Genomic DNA, 20,827 nt, shown 5'->3' with positions numbered 1-20,827 from the left:
AACTTCCGGCGAACCGGAACTGGCTGCAGAGCCCCACCCGGGCCCTGGTGCGGAGCGCTCCGCAGCAGGGCCCGAGGCGTGCCACGGGACTCTTAGGCTGGAGGGGCGGGACGAGGTGGACCGGGACCGGGACCGGGACCGAGACCGAGTGGACGGAGTGGACGGAGTGGACGGAGTGGACAAGGTGAGCGAGCAGGGGCAGGACGAGCCGGGGCAGGAACAGGACCAGGCCTCGGAGAAGAAACCCGCGGCCAAGGCCCGGCTGGTCTTCCGGGATCCGCTGGACCAGCAGTCCGGGGACGACACCGACGCCGGCTGGGGCGACGGCCCCGGGGCGGGCGGCGGGCGGGGGCTGGACTGGTACCTGAGCCAGCGCCCGCCGCACCACGGGGGCTGAGGGAGAACCGGGAGTGAGAAGCGAACGGGGGCAGGAGCCGGACCGCGACGGTCAGCGCAGCGGCGCGACCAGTGCGTCGCGGATCTCGGTGAGCAGTTTGACCTCCTTGGCCTCGGCCTCCGCCGCCTCCTCGGCGAGGGACTTGCGGCGGGCCGCCATCCTGTTCATGGGCACGATCAGAACGAAGTAGACGACCAGCGCGGTGATCAGGAACTGCAGGGCGGCGCTGAGCACCGATCCCCACAGGATGAGGACTCCGGACGTGACCTCACCGGCCGGACCCGTCTCGCAGGGCCCCTTGAGGCAGGAAGTGTAGGAAGCCAGGTCCTTCGTCCCGAAGGCGCCGACGATCGGATTGATAACGCCCTTGACGAAGGTGTTGACGATGTTGGTGAATGCCGCGCCGATGACCACGGCGACGGCGAGTTCGACGACATTTCCACGCAGCAGGAATTCCTTGAAGCCCTTCATGCCGCCTCGAACGACGAAGTCGCCACCGGGTTACGGGTGATCTTCCGCAGCCCCGGATTGACAACCCGTCCGGCCCAGCGCGCCCCCGACGGGCGGCGGCAGTCCGGCCCGCGCGGGCCCGAGCGCCAGCGCCGCCGCCACCGCCAGCAGGACCAGGACGGGCACCCCGGCCCGCCGTCGGACGGCGCTGCGCCAGCGGTGCCACCCGCCGCAGCCGCGCCGGATCGGCGGGAAGCTGGGCACCTCCTGCCGGGGCGGCACGGTGGGGGCGGGCAGCGGGACGGAGAAGCTCACGGTGGTCATGGACGCACCTCCGGATCGGTCGGCGGGCCGGCCCCGGTGGACCGGCTGGGCCCCACCGTGCACGCTCCGGCCGACGCCGGAAAGCCTCTTTCCCCAGCCTGTGGATAACTCCGCCCCTGTGGACAAATTCGTACACTCACACGAGTGAGTCGACCCTGCCCGAGCTGACAACGGCACCGAAACGGGCCTGGAGCACGCGGAAAGGCCCGCCGCCCCCGCGTGATGCGGGGCCGACGGGCCTTGCCGAGGTCTGCTTGCCGGGCGTCCGGGAGGATCCGGCGCCCGGGTCAGCTCGCGGCCGGAGCCGGGCTGGACGGCGCCGAGGAGCCGGAGCCGGCGGAGCCGGACGCGGCGGGCGTGCCGGACGACGTCGAGGTGGTCGACGACGAGCCGGAGCTCACCGAGCTGCTGGAGGAGGAGCGGCTGTCGGTCCGGTAGAAGCCGGAGCCCTTGAACACGACACCCACGGCCGAGAAGACCTTGCGAAGCCGTCCCTGGCAGTCGGGGCACGTGGTCAGCGCCTCGTCGGTGAACTTCTGCACCGCCTCCAGGCCGTTGCCGCACTCGGTGCACTGGTACTGGTACGTGGGCACTTGTCTTCCTCCTGGCACTCTCGCCTGATGAGTGCTAACGATGGTCAATGATGCGGCATTCCGCTGGATCAGTCCAGCGACTCCGGTGTGACATCGGCCCCGCTTCGGCCCAAGCCCGGCCCGAGCCCGGCCCGGGCCCGCCCGTCGGAACGCCGCCCGCTCAGCCCTTGGCCGCGCCCACCAGCTCGCGCTCCACGAAACCGTCGGCAGCGCCGGCGGCGGAGTCCGGGACGGAATCCTTGGCCGCTCCCCGGGCCACCAGCAGGTGCCGCAGCGAGGCCAGCACGACCAGCCCCAGGCCGGCGCCGATCAGCGGTACCAGGAACCCGGTCGACGGCCCGTGCCCGTCGATGAGCTTGCCCGCCGCCATCGAGCCGACCGCCAGCCCCAGCCCGATGGCGCCGGTCAGCCAGGTGAAGGCCTCGGTCTTGGCGCCGTCCGCGACCAGCGTCTCGACCAGGGTGTAGCCGCTGATCAGGGTCGGCGCGATGGCCAGGCCGCAGACCAGGCCGGCGACGGTGAGCGCGACCAGGTTGGGCATCGCCCACAACGTCGAGCAGCCGAGCACCAGCAGCGTGTAGCTCATCAGCATCCGCTGCTGCACGGGCCGCCGCCAGGCGATCACGCCGTACAGCACGCCGGCCAGCATCGAGCCGCCCGCGAAGATCCCGTACACGGTGCCGCCCGCGTCGTGCTGCCCGACCGAGTCGGCGAAGGCGTTCACCGAGACCTGCATGCCGCCGAAGACCGCGCCGACGCCGAGGAAGGTCCCGGCCAGCAGTCGGACGCCGGGGGAGGCGAGCGCCGAGGCGCGCTTGGTGCCGGGCTGCGGCAGGATCCGGGCGGGGGCGGTGCGCCGCTGGGCGGCGAAGGCCAGGCCGCCGACGAGGGTCAGCGCGGCCTCGGCGACCAGGGCGGCCGCCGGGTTGGCGAGGGCGGCGATGCCGGAGGCCAGGATCGGGCCGATCACGAAGGTGAACTCGTCCGTCACGGACTCGAAGGCGAAGGCGGTGCTCACCCGGGCCGCGGAGCTCTCGGTCGGGCCGTCCGCGGTGAACCGGGCCACCCAACGGGCCCGGACCATCGCGCCGATCTGCGGCACGCTCGCACCGGCCGGGACGGCGGCCAGGAACAGGCTCCAGGCCGGCGCGTGGCCGAGCGCCAGCACGATCAGCGCGCCGACCGAGGCGGCGTGCACCAGGACGGTCGGGACGAGCACCGCGGCCTGACCGTAGCGGTCGGCGAGCCGTCCGGTCTGCGGCCCGATCAGGGCCTGGGAGACGGCGGCGACGGCGGTGACCGTACCGGCGGTGCCGTACGAGCCGTGGGTCTGGGTGACGAGCAGCAGGATGCCCATGCTGAGCATCGCGTACGGCAGTCGGGCGACGAGCGCGGGGACAGGAAGGTCCAGGCCCCGGGGGTGCGCAGCAGTTCGCCGTACCCGACGCGGGCGGGGGCCTGGGCTGCGGTGGTGTCCGCGGTGTCCGCGGAGGTAGCGACCGTTCGGCGGGCCGTCACGGTCGGTCCTTCCTGCTGCCTGGTAGCGCGGCAGGGCATGGGGTGGCCCCGACGGCGCCGAGAGTCGTCCTCTCGCGCGTCGACCGGGGTAGATACCGGGTCGGCCCGGCGTGGTTGCCGGGGGCCGGACCGCGGCCGCCGAGCGGTCGCGCCAACTCTGCGTCAGGCAGATGCTGGGGTGGTCTAGCGATGGTTATGCGGCGTGGTCCTATCAGCATACAGTTACGCGCGTAGATCCCGCCAACCCACCCCTTGTTCGCAGGCCCTACTAGCCTCGCAAGCCCCACGAGCCTCGCAGAGCTCGCGAGACTCGCAGGCCCCACGAGCCTTTACAGAGCTCGCGAGCCCCACGGCCCCACAGGCCCCCCGCCTCACCGCCCGTCGAGCCACCCCGCGAGCTTGCCGCCCCGGTCCACGGCCCGCAGCCGCCGCTCCGCCGCCTCGCCGACCTCGTCCGTGGTGACCACCAGCAGCTCGTCCCCGGCCCGCAGCACCGTCGCCTTGTCCGGCACGAAGGAGTTGCCCTCGCGCACGACCAGGGTGACGGCCGCGCCCTTGGGCAGCCGCAGCTCGCTGATCTCCACGCCGGACATCCGGGAGGTGGGGGAGAGCGCGACCGAGAGCAGGTGTCCGTGCAGCTTCTCCAGCGGGGCGGACTCGATGCCGAGGTCCTGGCCCATCGCGCCCTCGCCGATCCGCAGCCGCTTGGCCACCCACGGCAGGGTCGGCCCCTGGAGCAGGGTGAAGACGACGACCAGGATGAAGACGATGTTGAAGACGTCCTCGGCCTCGTGGGCGCCGGACACCACCGGGATGGTGGCCAGCACGATGGGCACCGCCCCGCGCAGCCCGGCCCAGCTCAGCAGGGCCTGTTCGCGGGCGGGCACCTTGAACGGGGTCAGCGAGAGCACCACCGACAGCGGCCGGGCCAGGAAGACCAGCACGCCGCCGATCACCAGCGCGGGCACCACCGAGGAGCCCATGGTCGCGGGCGTGCAGAGCAGGCCGAGCAGGACGAACATGCCGATCTGGCCGATCCACGCCAGGCCGTCGGCGAAGCCGCGGACGGCGGGCCCGTGCGGCAGCTTGGAGTTCCCGAGGATCACCGCGCTGATGTAGACGGCGAGGAAGCCGGAGCCGTGCAGCAGCGCGCCGCCCGCGTAAGCGAGCACGGTGAGCGCCATCACGGCGATCGGGTAGAGGCCCGAGGAGGGCAGTGCGACGTGCTTGATCCCGAAGGCGCCGAGCTTGCCGACGGCGAAGCCGACCGCGGCGCCGATCGCCAGTTCGGCGAGGATCGTGCCGATCATGACGTACCAGGGGTCCAGCTCGCCGGCGGTGGCGAAGGCGACGACCAGGATGACGACGGGCGCGTCGTTGAAGCCGGACTCGGCCTCCAGCAGGCCGGTCAGCCGGTGGGGCAGCGGGACCATCCGCAGCACCGAGAAGACGGCCGCCGCGTCGGTCGAGGAAACTATCGCGCCGAGCAGCAGTGAGGTGCGCCAGTCCAGGCCGACCAGCCAGTGCGCGCCGGCCGCGGTGGCGAACACGCTGACTCCGACGCCGACGGTGGCGAGCACGGTGGCCGCCGGCATCACCGGCTTGATCTCCCGCCAGCTGGTCTTGAGGCCGCCCTCGGCCAGGATCACCACGAGCGCCGCGTAGCCGATCACCTGGGTCAGCTCGGCGTTGTTGAAGGTGACGCCGATCCCGTTCTGCCCCAGCGCCACGCCGATCCCCAGGTAGATCAGCAGGCTGGGCAGCCCTGACCGGGTGGAGATCCGTACGGCGACCACCGCGAAGAGCAGGATCACGGAGGCTTCGAGGAGGAGCTGGTTCAGATGGGAGACGTTCACGCAGGGGCACCTCGGGCAGGCAGGGGCGGACGGGGTGTCTGGTGGTGCTGGGGGCCGACCCGTTAAGGAGGCGTCAATGCTCCTCTTGCGGATCGTTACTCAGTCTAACATTTTGCCATATCTTTAGCTTGGTCCCCCGTTCACGGCTCCCGGCCGACTCGGCCTAATGTGGTGCCCTGTCACGGCCGCAGGCCCTGGACACGCCCGCCCGCCCCGAAGTCAGGACCGCAAGGACCCAGATGCCCCGCTCGAAGAAGTTCCGGCGCGCCCGTCTGTTCGTGATCGTGCTGGTCGTGCTGCTGGTGGCCGGCGTCGGCTACGGCGGCTACCGCGGGGTCACCGCGGTCCGCGCCTCCTTCCCGGAAGTGGACGGCAGCGTCAAGGTGGCGGGCCTGAGCGCGCCGGTCGACGTGAAGCGGGACGCCAACGGCATCCCGCAGCTGTACGCCGACACCTCCGAGGACCTGTTCCGCGCCCAGGGCTACGTCCAGGCGCAGGACCGTTTCTGGGAGATGGACGTCCGCCGGCACATCACCGCCGGCCGGCTCTCCGAGATGTTCGGCGACGGCCAGGTCGACACCGACACCTTCATCCGCACCATGGGCTGGCGGCAGGTGGCGCAGAAGGAGTACGACACCAAGCTGTCGCCGGAGACCAAGAAGTACCTGCAGGCCTACTCGGACGGCGTCAACGCCTGGCTCGCCGAGCACCCCGGCGGTGAGAAGGCCTCGCTGGAGTACGCCCTGCTCGGCGCCGTCAACAGCGGCTACACGCCCGAGCAGTGGAGCCCGGTGGACTCGGTGGCCTGGCTCAAGGCGATGGCCTGGAACCTCTCCGGGAACCTCCAGGAGGAGATCGACCGCTCGCTGCTGACCCAGGACTTCGGCCCGGACAAGATCGCCGAGCTGTACCCGGACTACCCGTACGCCCGCAACGGCACCATCGTGAAGACCGGCACCGTCAACGGCGACAACTACCGCCCCGCCGACGGCTCCCCGCAGCCCGGCGCGGGCAACGGCACCGCCACCGCCCAGGGCGCGGCCACCACCAAGGCGCTGCTGCAGGGCCTCACCGACCGGATCGACGGGATGCCGCAGCTGCTCGGCCGCCCCGGCCAGGGCATCGGTTCCAACTCCTGGGTGGTCGCCGGCAGCCACACCACCACCGGCAAGCCGCTGCTGGCCAACGACCCGCACCTCGGCCCCGGCCTGCCCTCGGTCTGGTACCAGATGGGCCTGCACTGCCGGACCGCCTCCCCGGCCTGCCAGTTCGACGTCTCCGGCTTCACCTTCGCGGGCATGCCCGGCGTGGTGATCGGCCACAACAAGGACGTCGCCTGGGGCTTCACCAACCTCGGCGCCGACGTCACCGACCTCTTCCTGGAGAAGGTCACCGGCCCGGACACCTACCAGGTGGACGGCAAGGACGTGAAGTTCGACCTGCGCAAGGAGACCATCAAGGTCGCCGGCGGGGACGACCGCACCATCACCGTCCGCACCACCCAGACCGGCGCCCCGCTCATCTCCGACCAGAGCAACGAGCAGCAGAACGTCGGCAAGTACGCCCCCAACGGAACCTCCGCCCCCGACCGCGGCACCGGCGGCTACGGCGTCGCCCTGCAGTGGACGGCGCTCAACCCCGGCAAGACCATGGACGCCGTCTTCGAGCTCGACAAGGCGAAGAACTGGGACGACTTCCGCGCAGCCGCCAAGGACTTCGCCGTCCCCGCGCAGAACCTGATCTACGCCGACGCCAAGAACATCGGCTACCAGGCCCCGGGGGACGTCCCGGTCCGCGGCAAGGGCGACGGCACCTACCCGGCCCTCGGCTGGGACTCCGGCTACCAGTGGAAGAGCTCGATCCCCTTCACCGCGCTGCCGTGGAGCCTCAACCCGTCCTCCGGCTACATCGTCACCGCCAACCAGGCCGTGGTCGACCCGAGTTACAAGTACAGCCTGACCAAGGACTGGGAGTACGGCACCCGCGCCAAGGAGATCACCGACCAGATCGAGGGCCTGCTCAAGAACAACGGCAAGATCTCGCCGGACGACATGCAGACCCTGCAGCTGGACAACACCAACGTGATGGCCAAGACGCTGGTCCCGCTGCTGCTCAAGCAGCAGATCGACGACCCGTACGTGCGCCAGGCGCAGGACCTGCTGAAGGACTGGAACTACCACCAGGACGCCGACTCGGCCGCCGCCGCCTACTACAACGGCGTCTGGCGCCAGCTGCTCACCCTCGCCTTCGGCCAGAAGTTCCCGGCCGACCTCCGGGCCAAGGACAACTGCCTGCTGGTGCGCCAGCAGGACGACCCGACCAAGCCGGACAGCACCACCAGGATCGTCACCGAGTGCGGCACCCGCGACCCGGGCAAGGCCCAGCCGGACGGCGGCGACCGCTGGACCGAGGTGGTGCGTGCGCAGCTGGACAAGCCCGACAGCTCGTGGTGGACGTACATCGACTCCCAGCACACCGTGCAGAAGGGCCTGGACAACCTCCTCAAGGAGGCGATGAAGAACGCCCGCCAGGAGCTGACCTCGCTGCTCAGCAAGGACATCTCCACCTGGAGCTGGGGCCGGCTGCACAAGCTGGAGCTGCGGGAGCAGACTCTCGGCACCGACGACTCCTCGATCGCCTCCCCGGTGCTCCACAAGCTGCTCAACCGCGGCCCGTACCGCCTCTCCGGCGGCTCGGCGGCGGTCGACGCGGCGGGCTGGAACGCGGCGGCCGGCTACCAGGTGGACTGGATCCCGTCGATGCGGATGGTGGTCGACCTGAACGACCTGGACTCCTCGCGCTGGATCAACGTCGGCGGCGCCTCCGGCCACGCCTTCCACGCCAACTACAACGACCAGACCGACCTCTGGCTCAAGGGCAAGCTGCTGACCTGGGCCTTCGGTCCGGACGCGGTCGAGAAGGCCACCACGCACAAGCTGGTGCTCACCACCGGCTGACGCCGGTACTCGCCGGCGGCCCCGTTCCCCTCAGGGAGCGGGGCCGTTCACCCCTCCGGGCCCAGCCGCCGGACCCCCGAGGGCGTGACCGCCAGGTCCACCGGCCGGTCGTGCGGCTCGGCCGGCACCCGGTCCAGCAGCTCGTGCTCGTACAGCAGCACCGCCAGCACCGGCCGTACGCCCGCCCGCCCCAGCCGGGCCAGTACCCGGTCGTAGCTGCCGCCGCCCCGGCCCAGCCGCAACCCGTCGCGGTCCACCGCCAGGCCCGGCAGCAGCACCACGGAGGCCTCCGTCACCGCCTCCGGCCCGAGCCGCGGGCCGACCGGCTCCAGCAACCCGCGCCCGGCCGGGGCCAGTTCCCCGGGCCCTGCGTACTCGGCCCAGTCCAGGTCGTTGTCGGCCAGCAGCACCGGCAGCAGCACCCGCACCCCGCCGGCCCGCAGCGCGTCCAGCAGCGGCCGCGTTCCCGGCTCGGTGCCCACCGAGACGTACGCGGCCACGGTGGCGCCCGGACCGGCCAGCTCCCCGGCGTGCCCGGCCAGCGCGCGGGCCGCCGCCACGCGCCCCTCAGCGGAGAGTGCGCGCCGTTCCGTCAACAGCCGTGTCCTCAGGTCGCTCTTCTCGTTGTGCATCGGATCCTCCACGTGTCCAGACCGTCGACGCGCAGAGCCTGCCACGCGAAAGGGCGCCCCGATTGTCCACCCCGCTGCTGGTCCAGGCCCTGGCCGCGCTGAGCGCCCCCGCGGTGGCCGGCGCCACCGTCCTCGGACTGCGGGGCCGCCGGGCCCGGGCCTCGGCCGCCGCCGGCGCCGAGCGGCTGAAGGTCCGGATCGCCGAACTGGAGGAGCGCTGCGCCGAGCTGGAACGCACCGCCTCCTGCGATCCGCTCACCGGCGTGTGGAACTACCGCCACCTGCAGCTCACCCTCGACCGGGAGATCGAACGGGCCCGCCGCGCGGAGCAGACCGACCAGGCCGACGGCCCCCGCCCGCTCGCCGTGCTGATGCTGGCCATCGCCGGCTTCGACGCGGTCGTCGCCGAGCACGGCCGCGGCCGTGCCGGTGCGGTCCTGCGGGACCTCGCCCAGCGCCTCGCGATGGAGATCCGCCGGGCCGACACCCTCGGCCGCTACAGCGGCGAGGAGTTCCTGGTGGTGCTGCCCGACACCGGCGCCGAGGGCGCCGCACAGGTCGCCGAGCGGCTGGTCTGGTCGGTCCGCCGGCACCTGCTGCTCGACTGGTCCTTCGGCACCCGCGCGCCCCGCCCGGCGCACGGGAACGGCCTCACCGCCGCCGTCGGCATCGCCGTCCTGCCCGAGGACGGCACCCACGCCGCCGTCCTGCTGCGCGCCGCCGACGCCGCGCTCGCCGAGGCCCGGGCGGCCGGCGGCGACTGCTGGCGGAGCACCGCGGGGGCCCCCGAGCGGGCCGCCGCCGGGCGCCCCGCACCGGTCGCTTCGGGCGCCGGACAGGGGCCGACTGCCGAACGTAACCGTTCGGAAAAGCCGGGTAGTCTGTCGGCCTGTGCCGGCGGGGACCCCCTCGCCCAGCCGGTCACGTCCCATACGCCAGCCAGTGTGGCCGTGCCCCGCGACGTGCTGTCCTAGCCGTCCCCGCGCGTGCGGCCGGGCGAAAACGTGCCTGAGTAAGGTAAACGCATGACGACGACCAACTCCCGAGTTCCGGTAACCAAGGCCGTGGTACCCGCGGCCGGACTGGGCACCCGCTTCCTCCCGGCGACCAAGGCCACCCCGAAGGAGATGCTGCCCGTCGTCGACAAGCCGGCCATCCAGTACGTCGTCGAGGAGGCCTCGGCCGCGGGCCTGTCGGACATACTGATGGTCACCGGCCGCAACAAGCGCGCGCTGGAGGACCACTTCGACCGCGCCTACGAGCTGGAGGAGCTGCTGGCCCGCAAGGGCGACGAGCAGCGCCTCGCCCGGGTCCGGGAGTCCGTCGAGCTGGCCAACATGCACTACGTCCGCCAGGGCGACCCCAAGGGCCTCGGCCACGCCGTCTCGGTCGCCGAGCAGCACGTCGCCGGCCAGCCCTTCGCCGTCCTGCTCGGCGACGACCTGATCGACCCGCGCGACCCGCTGCTCTCCCGGATGATCGAGGTGCAGCAGGAGCTCGGCGGCTCGGTCGTCGCCCTCATGGAGGTCGAGCCCTCCCAGATCCACCTCTACGGCTGCGCCGCCGTCAAGGCGAACGGCTTCGGCGAGGACGTCTTCCAGGTGACCGACCTGATCGAGAAGCCCGAGCCCGGCGAGGCCCCCTCGAACTACGCCGTCATCGGCCGCTACGTCCTCGACCCGCTGGTCTTCGACGTGCTGCGCGAGACCCCGCCCGGCCGCGGCGGCGAGATCCAGCTCACCGACGCCCTGCGCGAGCTCACCGCCCGTGAGCCGGAGGACGGCGGCCAGGTCCACGGCGTGCTCTTCACGGGCCGCCGCTACGACACCGGTGACCGCGCCGACTACCTGCGCGCTATCGTCCGTCTGGCCGCCGAGCGCGAGGACCTGGGCCCGGAGTTCCGCTCCTGGCTGCGGGAGTTCGTCGGCTCCGAGATGCAGGACTGACCGCACGACAGAGAGCGAGCCGCCGATGACCGGGTCCACCGAGCACAGCACCACGCCCGCAGCCTGCTGCGACGCAGGAGCGGACCCGGCACCGGCGGCGCCCCGCCTCTGGACCGTGGACGAGCACCTCGCCGACGTGCTCTCCGCGGTCGGCCCGCTGCCCGCGATCGAACTCCAGCTGCTCGACGCCCAGGGCTGCCGGCTCGACGAGGACGTCGTCGCCGACGGCGACCTGCCGCCCTTCGACAACAGCTCGATGGACGGCTACGCGCTCCGCACCGCCGACACCACCGGCGCCACCGACGCCTACCCCTCGGTCCTCTCCGTGGTCGGCGACATCGCCGCCGGCGCGGGCGAGCTGCCCAGGGTCGGCCCCGGCCAGGCCGCCCGGATCATGACCGGCGCCCCCCTGCCGCCCGGGGCCCGGGCCGTCGCCCCGGTCGAGTGGACCGACGGCGGCACCGGCACCGGGGTGGCCGCCGCCGCGATGACCGCGCCCGTCCCGGACGAGGAGGTCCGCGTCCTGCGCCCGGTCGCCGACGGCGCACACATCCGCCGCCGCGGCAGCGACGTCGCGGCCGGCACGAAGGTCCTGGAGGCCGGCACCCGGCTCGGCCCCACCCAGCTCGGCCTGCTCGCCGCGATCGGCCGGGCCACCGTGAAGGTCCGCCCGCGCCCGCGGGTCGTGGTGCTGTCCACCGGCAGCGAGCTGGTCCAGCCCGGCGAGCCGGTCGGGCCCGGGCAGATCGCCGACTCCAACAGCTTCACCCTCACCGCGGCCGCCCAGGAGGCCGGCGCCATCGCCTACCGGGTCGGCGCCGTCCCGGACGACGCCGAGCGGCTGCGCGCCGTGCTGGAGGACCAGCTCGGCCGCGCCGACCTGATCGTCACCAGCGGCGGGGTCAGCGTCGGCGCGTACGACGTGGTCAAGGAGGTCTTCGAGACCTACGGCGGGATGGACTTCCGGAAGCTGCGGATGCAGCCCGGCAAGCCGCAGGGCTTCGGCCGGATCGGTGGCGCGAGCGGGGTGCCGCTGCTCGCCCTGCCGGGCAACCCGGTGAGCGCCTACATCTCCTTCGAACTCTTCGTCCGCCCGGTCATCCGCACCATGCTCGGCGCCGCCGACGTGCACCGCCCGGTCGTCCGCGCCCTCTGCCCGACGGCGCTGCGCTCCCCGGCCGGCCGCCGGCAGTTCCTGCGCGGCCGCTACTCGGCGGCCGACGGCACCGTCGAGCCGGTCGGCGGCGCCGAGTCGCACCTGGTCGGCGCACTGGCCCGGGCCGACTGCCTGATCACCGTCCCCGAGGACGTCACCGACCTGCCCGCCGGCAGCGCGGTGGACGTGGTGCTGCTGGACTCCTGAGCGCGCCGGGTCAGGAGTGCCCCGGAAGCGGGCGGGCGAACAGCAGCGGTACGGTAGCGCGGTATTCGACCTGCGCGCCCCTGGAGTTACCCGTGACGACACCCCCCGGCGACCGCCTCACCCACGTCGACGACCAGGGCGCGGCCCGGATGGTCGACGTCTCCGAGAAGGCCACCACCGCGCGCACCGCCGTCGCGGCCGGGCGGGTGACGGTCTCCCCGAAGGTGGTCGAGCTGCTGCGCGGCGAGGGCGTGCCCAAGGGGGACGCCCTCGCGGTGGCGCGGATCGCCGGCATCATGGGCGCCAAGAAGACCCCGGACCTGGTCCCGCTCTGCCACCCGATCGCCGTCTCCGGCGTCAAGGTCGACCTCGCGGTCGTGGACGACGCGGTCGAGATCACCGCCACCGTGAAGACCGCCGACCGCACCGGCGTCGAGATGGAGGCGCTGACGGCCGTCGCGGTCGCCGGGCTGACCGTGATCGACATGGTCAAGGCCGTGGACAAGGGCGCCGCCATCGAGTCCGTCCGGGTGCTCAGCAAGACCGGCGGCAAGAGCGGCGACTGGTTCGCGCCGGAGGTGGGCGCGTGAGCGGGCGAAGCGAGCTCACCATCGAGAGGTGCGGGTTGCGCGAAGCGCCTGCCGAGCGAAGCGAGGCGGGCGCATGAGGGCGCTCGCAGTGACGGTCTCCAACCGCGCCTCGGCCGGGGTCTACGCGGACAAGGGCGGCCCGCTGCTGGTGGCCGGCCTGACCGCGATGGGCTTCACGGCCGACGGCCCCCGGGTCGTCCCGGACGGGGAGCCGGTGGAGGCAGTGCTGCGCGAGGCCGTGGCGGCCGGTTACGACGTGGTGCTGACCACCGGCGGCACCGGCATCTCGCCGATGGACCTCACCCCCGAGATGACCGCCCGGGTGATCGACCGGCCGGTCCCCGGCATCGCCGAGGCCATCCGCGCGTACGGCCGGGAGAAGGTGCCCACCTCGGCGCTCTCCCGCGGGCTCGCCGGGCTCGCCGGACGTACCCTGATCGTCAACCTGCCGGGCTCGACCGGCGGCGTCAAGGACGGCCTGGCCGTGCTGGAACCGCTGCTCGCCCACGCCGTCGACCAGCTCGGCGGTGGGGACCACCCCCGGCCCGACGCCCCGGCCTCCGGGGCTCCAGCATCCGGGAGAGGGCACTGAACGCCGGCTGGCCGGTAGAACTCCACGAGGGGGAGGTCACGCTGCGCCCGATCCGGGCCCGTGACCAGCGCGAGTGGCAGGAGGTGAGCCGGCGCAACCGCGACTGGCTGCGGCGCTGGGAGGCCACCGTGCCGCCCGGCCCGGCCGGTCAGGTCGCCGGTCCCCGCCCGACGTACCGGCAGATGGTCCGCTTCCTGCGAGGCGAGGCCGCGGCCGGCCGGATGCTGCCCTTCGTGGTGCTCCACAAGGGCCAGCTGGTCGGCCAGTTGACCGTCGGCGGGATCACCTGGGGCTCGATGTGCTCGGCGAACGTCGGGTACTGGGTGGACGAGGCGGTGGCCGGCCGGGGCATCATCCCGACCGCCGTGGCGCTTTCGGTGAACTACTGCTTCCGCACGCTCGGACTGCACCGGATCGAGGTCTGCATCCGCCCGGAGAACCTCCCGAGCCGACGGGTGGTGGAAAAGCTCGGCTTCCGCTCGGAGGGAATCCGCCCGCGCTATCTCCACATCGACGGCGACTGGCGCGACCACCTGGTGTACGCGCTGACCGACGAGGAGGTGCCGGAGGGGATGCTGGAGCGCTGGCGGGCACTCAGCTCGGGCCGCGAGCCGAGAAATTGAATATATGTTCGAAAGAAATATCGATATGGCATCGACGCGATGGCGGACCGTCACAAATGCCGGCAAAATAGTCGGAGAATCAGCTTGATCACACGACACGCCGCGCCAAATTGCTGCCAGGCCTTCCCCGGCGCCCGTACGGTGTGAATCGTGAGCAGTAGCGGCCTTATCTACGCCGTCATCGTAGGGGCCTGGGCCGCCTATCTGGTGCCGATGTGGCTCCGCAGGCAGGACGAACTCAACGAGGCGCGCCCGACGGAACGCTTCAGCACCGCCATCCGCCTGCTGGCGGGACGTTCGGCGCTGGAGCGACGGGCAGCCCGGGCCCTGGGCGACGAACCGCGTGACGACGAGCACAGCAACGACGGCCCTCCCGGACGGGACGAGGCCGCCTCCGGCGACCCCGTCGCGCGGGAGCCCGAACCCCCGGTGGAACGCCCGGCCGAGCGGCCGGTGCCGGTGTCCGCGCCGGGAGCCGGGGGCGAGCGCCGGGCGCGGCTGCTGGCCCGCCGGCGCCGGATGGTCACCGCCCTCTTCCTCGCCTTCGCGCTCGGCGCGGTCGTCGCGGCGGTCGCCGGACTGGCCTTCCTCTGGGTCCCGGCCGTCCCGGCGACCCTCCTCACCTTGTACATCGGGCACCTGCGCAAGCTGGAGCGCCAGCGGTACGAGGTGAAGCTCGACCGCGTCCGGGCCGCCCAGGCGGCCGAGCGGCTGCGCAAGCGCGAGCAGCAGCGCGCCCAGGCCCCGGCCGACGGCGGCCCGGCCGAGACCGCCGCGGCCGCGCAGCCGGCCCCGGCCGCGCCCGCCGAGGAGTGGACCGGACGCCGCCCGCACCTGCGGCTGGCCGCGGATCCCGAGGAGGCGACCGTCTCGGTGCCCTCCGCCTCCGCGGTGGCCGAGGCGACCGAGCACGAGGAGTGGGTCGACGGCATGCGCGAGCGCGGTGCGGCCGGCCCGGACTCGTGGGAGCCGGTGCCCGTCCCGCTGCCGACCTACGTGACCGCGCCGGTCGCCCCCCGGGTCTCCCGCGGGCTCGACCTGTCGGCCCCCGGCACCTGGACCGCGGGCCGCCCCGCCGAGCCCCGCACGACCCCGCTCTTCGACCAGTACGCCGAACCGCAGGGCCCCGAGACCCGCCCGCGCGCGGCCAACGAATGACCCGGGCCGCCCCCCGACCAGCACCGCATCCCGGGGGGTGGTCACGGACCCCCTCCGAAAGGTGCTAGAGTTTCTTCTCGTTGGGGCTGTGGCGCAGTCCGGTAGCGCACCTCGTTCGCATCGAGGGGGTCAGGGGTTCGAATCCCCTCAGCTCCACCCAACGGACCGGCTCCGGCCGGTTCACCGAATCCCGCCGGGAGGCAACTCCCGGCGGGATTTCGCGTTTTGTGGCACCGGGCCCGCTCCGGGGCGCACTGTGGCTGGGATCACAACCCCTTCCGGGGGCGGTTTCTGACGCGGTTTGAGCCTCAGGGGGGTCGGTTATGGTGGGTGGGCCCAGACGCTGACGACGGAACGATCTGGTCTATCTCAACGGGGTGCCATCGAGGTGCGCGAGTTCGGTCTGACACGGTGGGCGCGGCAGTCCGGCCCGGAGGGATCCGGCGACGGCCCGGCACCCGGTAGATCGAACTCCTGGACCATCGCGGCGACCTGTGCGGCGGCGGTCTCGCTGGCGGTGTTCACCGTCTTCCGGCACGGCCACGCGGCCACCATGGTCGACATGCTGGTCTACCGGGCCGAGGGCCAGGCCGTCGTCCGGGGCGAGGACCTGTACGCGATGCGGCTGCCCGGCTGGGACCTGCCGGCCACCTACCCGCCGTTCGCGGCGATGCTCTTCGTGCCGAGCACCTGGTTCGACGTGAGCACCCTGCGCGTCCTGGTGATGCTCCTCAACTACGCGCTGCTCGCCCTGGCCGTCCACCTGTCGCTCAAGCTGGCCGGGTGGGGCAAGCAGCACCGCACGGCCGTCGTGATCCTGGCGGCCGGCCTGGGGATCTGGCTGGAGCCGGTCTTCACCACCTTCCAGTACGGCCAGGTCAACCTCGGCATCCTCTGCCTGGTCCTGTGGGACCTGACCCGCTCGGACCGCAACCGGTTCAAGGGCGTGGGGATCGGCCTGGCCATCGCCATCAAGATCACCCCAGGGCTGTTCGCCGTCTACCTGCTGCTGACCGGAAGGATCCGGGCCGCGCTGGTCTCGGGCGGCACGTTCCTGGCGGCGGGCCTGATCGGCTGGGCCGCGCTTCCGGACGCCTCGTACGGGTTCTGGACCAAGTACCTCTGGGACCCGAGCCGGGTCGGGGTGACCGTCCTGGTGGACAACCAGTCGCTGCGCGGCGCCGTCTGCCGGCTGCTCGACGTCAACGACCCGGGGCTGGTCGGGCTGATCGCCTCCGCGCTGGTCGGCGCCTTCGGGCTCGGGGTGGCCGTGCTGGCCGGGCGCTCCGCGCGGGTGCTGCGCCGGGCCGACGCCTGGGGCGGGGTCTGCACCGCGTTCACCGCGCTGCTGGTCTCGCCGATCAGCTGGACCCACCACTGGGTCTGGTGCATCCCGCTGATCGCCCTGCTGGTGGTGGAGGCCAGGACCAGGGCGCGCCGGGTGCTGCTCGGCGTGACCGTGGTGGTGTTCTTCTCCCACGTCATGTGGACCGTGCCGCACCGGTGGGGACGCGGGGTCGCCTGGTACTGGCAGCTGCCCGGCGCGCTCTACGCACCGCTGGGCATTGCCGTCCTGGTCGTCCTGGGAGTGCGGCTGTACCGCGCCCGGCGGCAGGCCGTGGACGACAGCGGTGGCGGAGCCTGGGCGCTCCTCGCCGCCAAGCTCGACCGCGATCCCGCACTGACCAACCGCACCTGACGGAACGGACCCGACGGCCCAGGACCCGACGGCCCCGGACCGGACCCGACCGACCCCGACCGGACGGACCAGAGCTCACGTGACCACCCAGACCGCACCCCCGTCGCCTCCCGCTGCCGGGCCCGCCGCCCGGACGTCGGCCGCGGCCCTGCTGATCGGCCCGGCCCGGCGCACCGTGCTGCTCACCGCGCTCTGCTTCGCGGTGACCTGTGCCATCGGCCTGCAGGGTTGGACGTCCGTGTCGCTCGGCGGTTTCGACCTCGGCATCTTCGACCAGGGCGTGCGCGGCTACGCCCACTTCGGGCTGCCCGTCTCCACCCTGAAGAGCTTCCACCACGAGTTCCCGCCCGGCTTCTCCCTGCTGGGCGACCACTTCTCGCCCGTCCTGGCGCTGCTGGCGCCGCTGTACTGGATCTGGGACGACCCGCGCTCGCTGATCGTCGGCCAGTCGCTGCTCTTCGCGGCCGGGGTGCCGCTGATCCGGCGGATCGCCGTGCACAGCTTCGCCGGGGCCCAGCCGCGCACCGCCCGGCGGGCCGCCGACCTGGCCGGCCTGGTCTACGCGCTCGGCTGGCCGCTGCTGGTCGCTGCCCGGGTCGGGTTCCACGAGGTCGCCTTCGCCGTACCGCTGACCCTGCTGATGCTGGAGCGCGGACTGGTCCGCCGGTACGGCACGGTGGTGCTCGCCGCCGTGCTGCTGTGCTGCACCAAGGAGGACCTCGGCCTGATGGTCGGGGCGTACGGGCTGGTGCTGCTACTGCGCACCCGCCGCACCCGGGACCGGGCGGGCCGGTACACCGGCCTCGGCCTGCTGCTGGGCGGGCCGATCGCCTCGGCGGTGGCGATCACGTGGCTGATCCCGGCGATGGGCGGGGAACCGGGCTACTACTGGAACTACGGCTCCCTCGGCACGGACGGCGGGGACGCGCTGAGCAACCTGCTGCACAACCCGTTCCTGCTGGTGCAGGCCGCCTTCGACCAGCCGCTCAAGCCGCTGCTGCTGCTCTGGCTGTTCGGCACCACGCTCCTGCTGCCGCTGCGCTCGGCCACCGTGCTGTGCGCGGTGCCGCTGCTGGCCGAGCGGATCCTCTCCAGCAACCCCAACCACTGGTCGATCGCCCGGCACTACGACTCGATGCTCTGGCCGATCCTGCTCACCGCCGCCGTCGAGGTGCTGGGCCGGCTGAGCAGCGCCGAACGGCCCGCGCGGACCGTCCGGCGGGCCCGCCTGCTGGGCCTCGGCACGGCCGGGATCGCGCTGGTGGCCGCCGTACCGATCGGGCTGCTGCACCTGGCCATGCCCTCCTCGTGGGAGGCCAAGCCGAGCGAGGCCGCGCTGGTGCGGGCGGCCGCGCTCATCCCGGACGGCGCCTCGGTGGAGGCGGACAACCAGATCGCGCCGCGGCTGACCGCCCGGACGGACGTGGTGCTGGTGGACGGCACGCCGCGCGGGCGCGCGTACGTGCTCACCCGGGCGGACAAGCGGTCCTTCCCGTTCGCCGCGGACACCGAGCAGGCCGCGCGGATCCGACTGCTGCTGGCGCACGGGTACCGGCAGCTGTGGGCCGAGGACGGCGTGGTGCTGCTGCACCGGGAGAGCAGCGAGCCCGTCCCCGGCGAACAGGTGCCGGGGCCGGGCAGCAAGCCCGTCCAGGACAAGGTCCCGTCCGACGTGGGGCACGACCTCTTCCGCGGCTGAGCCGCACGGCCCGGGACGGCCGAGGGCCGACCGGAGACGCTGCTCCGGCCGGCCCTCGGGTCGTGCCGACGGTCAGGGACGGTCGGCGTAGGAGCCGCTGTGGTGGCTGCCCTGCGGCGGCACGGAGCCGTGGTGGCCGGGGCGCCGGCCGTGCGGGTGCCGGGTCAGGTTGTAGCCGAGGACGCCCGCCAGCGCGGCCAGGAAGCCGCCGCCGATCGTCCAGTACCAGCGGCTGTTCCAGCCGGAGAACCAGCCGGTGTACCAGTGCTCCTCCTCCGCCACCGGGGCGGCCGCCTTGGCCGTGCTCGCACCGCCGCCGACCGGCGGGACCAGCGGGGCCTTCAGCTCCCCGCCCTCCGGCTGGGCGTTGTCGGCGTTGCCCTTGGCGGCGACGTGCAGCCGGACGGCGGAGGCCAGGCCGAGGTCCGGCTGCGGGACGTCGGTGACCGACAGCCGGACGTAGTAGGTGCCGGGCAGCGGGTCGCCGGACCACGGCTCGGCCCAGGTGCGGACCTCGCGCAGGGTGCAGTCGAGCGTCAGGGCGGTGGTGTTCTGGTCACCGGTGGCGTTCTGGGTGCCGGCCGTGCAGGACTGGCGGCGGCGCAGCCCGTCGAAGACCTCGACGGACCAGGTCTGCGGGCCGTGCCGGTCGGTCGCCGGGGCCAGGTCGACGGTCAGGCCGACCGTCGGGGTCTGGCCCTCGGAGGCGCCGAAGGCCCAGTACAGGTAGTCGCCGGTGGAGACGGAGACCTTGGCGTCCTGGCCGGGGGAGAGGTTGACCGCGGTCAGGAAGGAGGTGCCGGCCTTGGTGGCCGGGGCCGGGGTGCCGCTCGCGCTGGGCGAGGGCGAGGGCGCGGCCGAGGCGGCCGGGGCACCGAGCGCCCCCACGGCGAGGGCGGGCAGCAGGGCGAGGGCGGCGAGGGCGCCGCGAATCGTCGTACGCATGGTCAGTTCTCCCGCCAGACGGCGATCCGCCAACGTGCGATCCAGCCGAACAGCAGGCCGAAGACCAGGCCGGCCAGGGTGAGGGTGAGCAGCAGGATCCAGCCGCGGCCGAGGCCCATCGCGGCGCCCTCGGGGGCGGGCGAGGAGGAGGCCAGGTCCACGGTCAGCTCCAGCGGCAGGCCGGGGTCGGCCTGGACGCCGGCCTGCGGGGCCAGCGAGTTGCTGACGACCAGGCAGACGGTCGTCTCCGGCTTGTCCTTCGAGTCCTTCGCGGAGCCCGAGGAGGCGGTCGGGCTCGCGGTGACGTAGCCCGTGGAGTCGGCGGTGGACCAGCGCAGGCCGGTGGAGACCAGGTCGGTGCGGCTGCTGCCGGCGTCGGTGCCGCGGACCAGTTCCTGGCCGGTCGCGCTGGTGGCCTGCAGCAGGACGCCGTAGTCCCGGGCCACCGGGCGGTCGAGGCCGACGCTGACCGAGGCGCGCAGCTCCTGGCCGGCCTTGACCGGGACCTTGTAGACGCGGTGCTCGGAGAACTTCTCGCGGTCGGTGTAGACGCCCGGGGCGAGGACCGGGGCGCTCTCGCACTTGTCGGTGCCGGCGGTCTTGACCGGGGTCACCGTGTAGGTGTCGTTGGAGCGGTCGACCAGCTGCTTCACCTTGTCGGTGAGCTGCTCCTGGGTGCGGACGTCGGTGTAGGTGCCGCCGGTCGCGTTGGCGATGCAGAGCAGCTGCTGGCGGGTCTTGTCGTCGTGGGCCAGGCCCAGGGTGTCGACCACCAGGTGGATGCCCTGGGAGGCGAGCTCGCGGGCGACGTCGCACGGGTCGGGCGGGGTGCAGGTGTCCTCGCCGTCGGTGATCAGCACCACGCGGCGGGTGGTCTCGCCCTTGCCGAGGTCCTGCGCGGCGCCGCGCAGGGCCAGGCCGATCGGGGTCCAGCCGGTCGGGCGCAGGGTGGCGACGGCGGTCTTGGCCTCGACCTTGTTGGTCTTTCCGACCGGGAACAGCTGCTTGGTGTCCTGGCAGCCCTGGTTCTTGTCGTTGCCGGGGTAGTTCGCGCCCAGGGTGCGGATGCCGAACTCGGTCTCCGCGGGCAGGGCGTCGATCACCTCGTTCAGCGACTGCTGGGCCACCGAGATGCGGCTCTTGCCCTGGATGTCGGTGGCGGTCATGGAGCCGCTGACGTCCAGGACCAGGTCGACCCGGGGGGCCTCCTTGGGCCCGGGGGCGGCACCGGCTGATGGTTCGTCGGCGTGGGCGGGCAGGCCGAGGAGCAGCGAGGCGCCCGTTATCGCCAGGGCGGCCAGCAGGCTGCCGAGCCTGGTCTGTGGTCGTCGTCCGGTAGTCACCCGGCCGATCCTAGGGATCATCAGTTCGTCGTGGCGAAACGAGTCCGGATCGTGCACCGGCCAGCCCCGGCGTGAACTCCGGCGCGCGGGACCGGAATCCGGGACTCACGGCGGCCTTACGCGGGCTGGATAGCCTTCGTAT

18 protein-coding genes, 1 tRNA gene and 1 pseudogene are annotated in these 20,827 nt (G+C 73.0%); 12 read left to right on the top strand and 8 right to left on the bottom strand.

The window, feature by feature from the left end:
• Positions 1-175 precede the first annotated feature (175 nt).
• Positions 176-397: a hypothetical protein gene (locus CRP52_RS12895; protein WP_257032444.1), complete on the top strand. Its 222-nt coding sequence runs from the start codon at positions 176-178 to the stop codon at positions 395-397.
• A 51-nt stretch (positions 398-448) separates the two neighbouring features.
• Here the strand turns inward: CRP52_RS12895 and mscL are convergent, their stop codons facing one another.
• From mscL to CRP52_RS12870, 5 genes and pseudogenes are all read right to left on the bottom strand, one after another.
• On the bottom strand, positions 449-868 hold the full coding sequence (gene mscL, locus CRP52_RS12890) for a large conductance mechanosensitive channel protein MscL (protein ID WP_097236530.1): 420 nt from the start codon (positions 866-868) through the stop codon (positions 449-451).
• A 30-nt stretch (positions 869-898) separates the two neighbouring features.
• The gene (locus tag CRP52_RS12885; RefSeq protein ID WP_097236529.1) at positions 899-1,171 is read right to left on the bottom strand and encodes a hypothetical protein; all 273 of its coding nucleotides are present in this window, start codon (positions 1,169-1,171) and stop codon (positions 899-901) included.
• Positions 1,172-1,458: 287 nt separating this feature from the next.
• Positions 1,459-1,764 (bottom strand): FmdB family zinc ribbon protein, encoded by a 306-nt coding sequence (locus CRP52_RS12880; RefSeq protein ID WP_097236528.1) that lies wholly within the window; start codon positions 1,762-1,764, stop codon positions 1,459-1,461.
• Between the two features lie 160 nt (positions 1,765-1,924).
• Positions 1,925-3,321, bottom strand: a pseudogene (locus CRP52_RS12875) (MFS transporter).
• Between the two features lie 332 nt (positions 3,322-3,653).
• Positions 3,654-5,138, bottom strand: coding sequence for a potassium/proton antiporter (locus CRP52_RS12870; protein WP_097236527.1), 1,485 nt, complete (start codon positions 5,136-5,138; stop codon positions 3,654-3,656).
• Positions 5,139-5,377: 239 nt separating this feature from the next.
• On the opposite strand from CRP52_RS12870, the gene CRP52_RS12865 reads away from it, so the two are divergent.
• On the top strand, positions 5,378-8,095 hold the full coding sequence (locus CRP52_RS12865; protein WP_097236526.1) for a penicillin acylase family protein: 2,718 nt from the start codon (positions 5,378-5,380) through the stop codon (positions 8,093-8,095).
• A gap of 47 nt (positions 8,096-8,142) precedes the next feature.
• Here the strand turns inward: CRP52_RS12865 and CRP52_RS12860 are convergent, their stop codons facing one another.
• The gene (locus tag CRP52_RS12860; protein ID WP_097236525.1) at positions 8,143-8,727 is read right to left on the bottom strand and encodes a 5-formyltetrahydrofolate cyclo-ligase; all 585 of its coding nucleotides are present in this window, start codon (positions 8,725-8,727) and stop codon (positions 8,143-8,145) included.
• 62 nt (positions 8,728-8,789) lie between these two features.
• Between CRP52_RS12860 and CRP52_RS12855 the strand changes: the two genes are divergently transcribed.
• The 10 genes from CRP52_RS12855 (at position 8,790) to CRP52_RS12810 (ending at position 18,397) form a co-directional block, all read left to right on the top strand.
• A complete protein-coding gene (locus tag CRP52_RS12855; RefSeq protein ID WP_179852782.1) occupies positions 8,790-9,701 on the top strand; it encodes a GGDEF domain-containing protein in 912 nt (303 codons plus the stop codon).
• Between the two features lie 51 nt (positions 9,702-9,752).
• Positions 9,753-10,673 carry a UTP--glucose-1-phosphate uridylyltransferase GalU gene (galU, locus tag CRP52_RS12850; RefSeq protein WP_097236524.1) on the top strand — a complete coding sequence of 307 codons (921 nt, stop codon included), beginning with the start codon at positions 9,753-9,755 and terminating at the stop codon, positions 10,671-10,673.
• A 25-nt stretch (positions 10,674-10,698) separates the two neighbouring features.
• Positions 10,699-12,036, top strand: coding sequence for a molybdotransferase-like divisome protein Glp (gene glp, locus CRP52_RS12845; RefSeq protein ID WP_097236523.1), 1,338 nt, complete (start codon positions 10,699-10,701; stop codon positions 12,034-12,036).
• 149 nt (positions 12,037-12,185) lie between these two features.
• Positions 12,186-12,626, top strand: coding sequence for a cyclic pyranopterin monophosphate synthase MoaC (gene moaC, locus CRP52_RS12840; protein ID WP_097240045.1), 441 nt, complete (start codon positions 12,186-12,188; stop codon positions 12,624-12,626).
• A gap of 73 nt (positions 12,627-12,699) precedes the next feature.
• A complete protein-coding gene (locus tag CRP52_RS12835; protein ID WP_097236522.1) occupies positions 12,700-13,218 on the top strand; it encodes a MogA/MoaB family molybdenum cofactor biosynthesis protein in 519 nt (172 codons plus the stop codon).
• Complete coding sequence (locus tag CRP52_RS12830) at positions 13,215-13,841, top strand: GNAT family N-acetyltransferase (RefSeq protein ID WP_097236521.1); 627 nt, start codon at positions 13,215-13,217, stop codon at positions 13,839-13,841. The genes CRP52_RS12835 and CRP52_RS12830 overlap by 4 nt, the downstream gene beginning before the upstream one ends.
• A gap of 150 nt (positions 13,842-13,991) precedes the next feature.
• Positions 13,992-14,999: a divisome protein SepX/GlpR gene (gene sepX, locus CRP52_RS12825; protein ID WP_097236520.1), complete on the top strand. Its 1,008-nt coding sequence runs from the start codon at positions 13,992-13,994 to the stop codon at positions 14,997-14,999.
• Positions 15,000-15,081: 82 nt separating this feature from the next.
• Positions 15,082-15,155, top strand: a tRNA-Ala gene (locus tag CRP52_RS12820).
• Positions 15,156-15,387: 232 nt separating this feature from the next.
• Complete coding sequence (locus CRP52_RS12815) at positions 15,388-16,698, top strand: glycosyltransferase 87 family protein (RefSeq protein ID WP_257032442.1); 1,311 nt, start codon at positions 15,388-15,390, stop codon at positions 16,696-16,698.
• A gap of 79 nt (positions 16,699-16,777) precedes the next feature.
• Positions 16,778-18,397, top strand: coding sequence for a DUF2079 domain-containing protein (locus CRP52_RS12810; RefSeq protein WP_097236519.1), 1,620 nt, complete (start codon positions 16,778-16,780; stop codon positions 18,395-18,397).
• Between the two features lie 72 nt (positions 18,398-18,469).
• Here the strand turns inward: CRP52_RS12810 and CRP52_RS12805 are convergent, their stop codons facing one another.
• Together CRP52_RS12805 and CRP52_RS12800 are read right to left on the bottom strand one after the other, a co-directional pair.
• Positions 18,470-19,342, bottom strand: coding sequence for a peptidase (locus CRP52_RS12805; protein ID WP_218893085.1), 873 nt, complete (start codon positions 19,340-19,342; stop codon positions 18,470-18,472).
• A 2-nt stretch (positions 19,343-19,344) separates the two neighbouring features.
• Entirely contained in the window at positions 19,345-20,685 is a 1,341-nt protein-coding gene (locus CRP52_RS12800; protein ID WP_373560486.1) for a VWA domain-containing protein, read from the bottom strand.
• Positions 20,686-20,827: the final 142 nt, after the last annotated feature.

The organism is Streptomyces sp. 1331.2 (assembly GCF_900199205.1).
Lineage (GTDB): Bacteria > Actinomycetota > Actinomycetes > Streptomycetales > Streptomycetaceae > Kitasatospora.
Note: the sequence above shows the minus strand (reverse complement) of the source record. Positions and strands in the feature narration are given on the sequence as shown.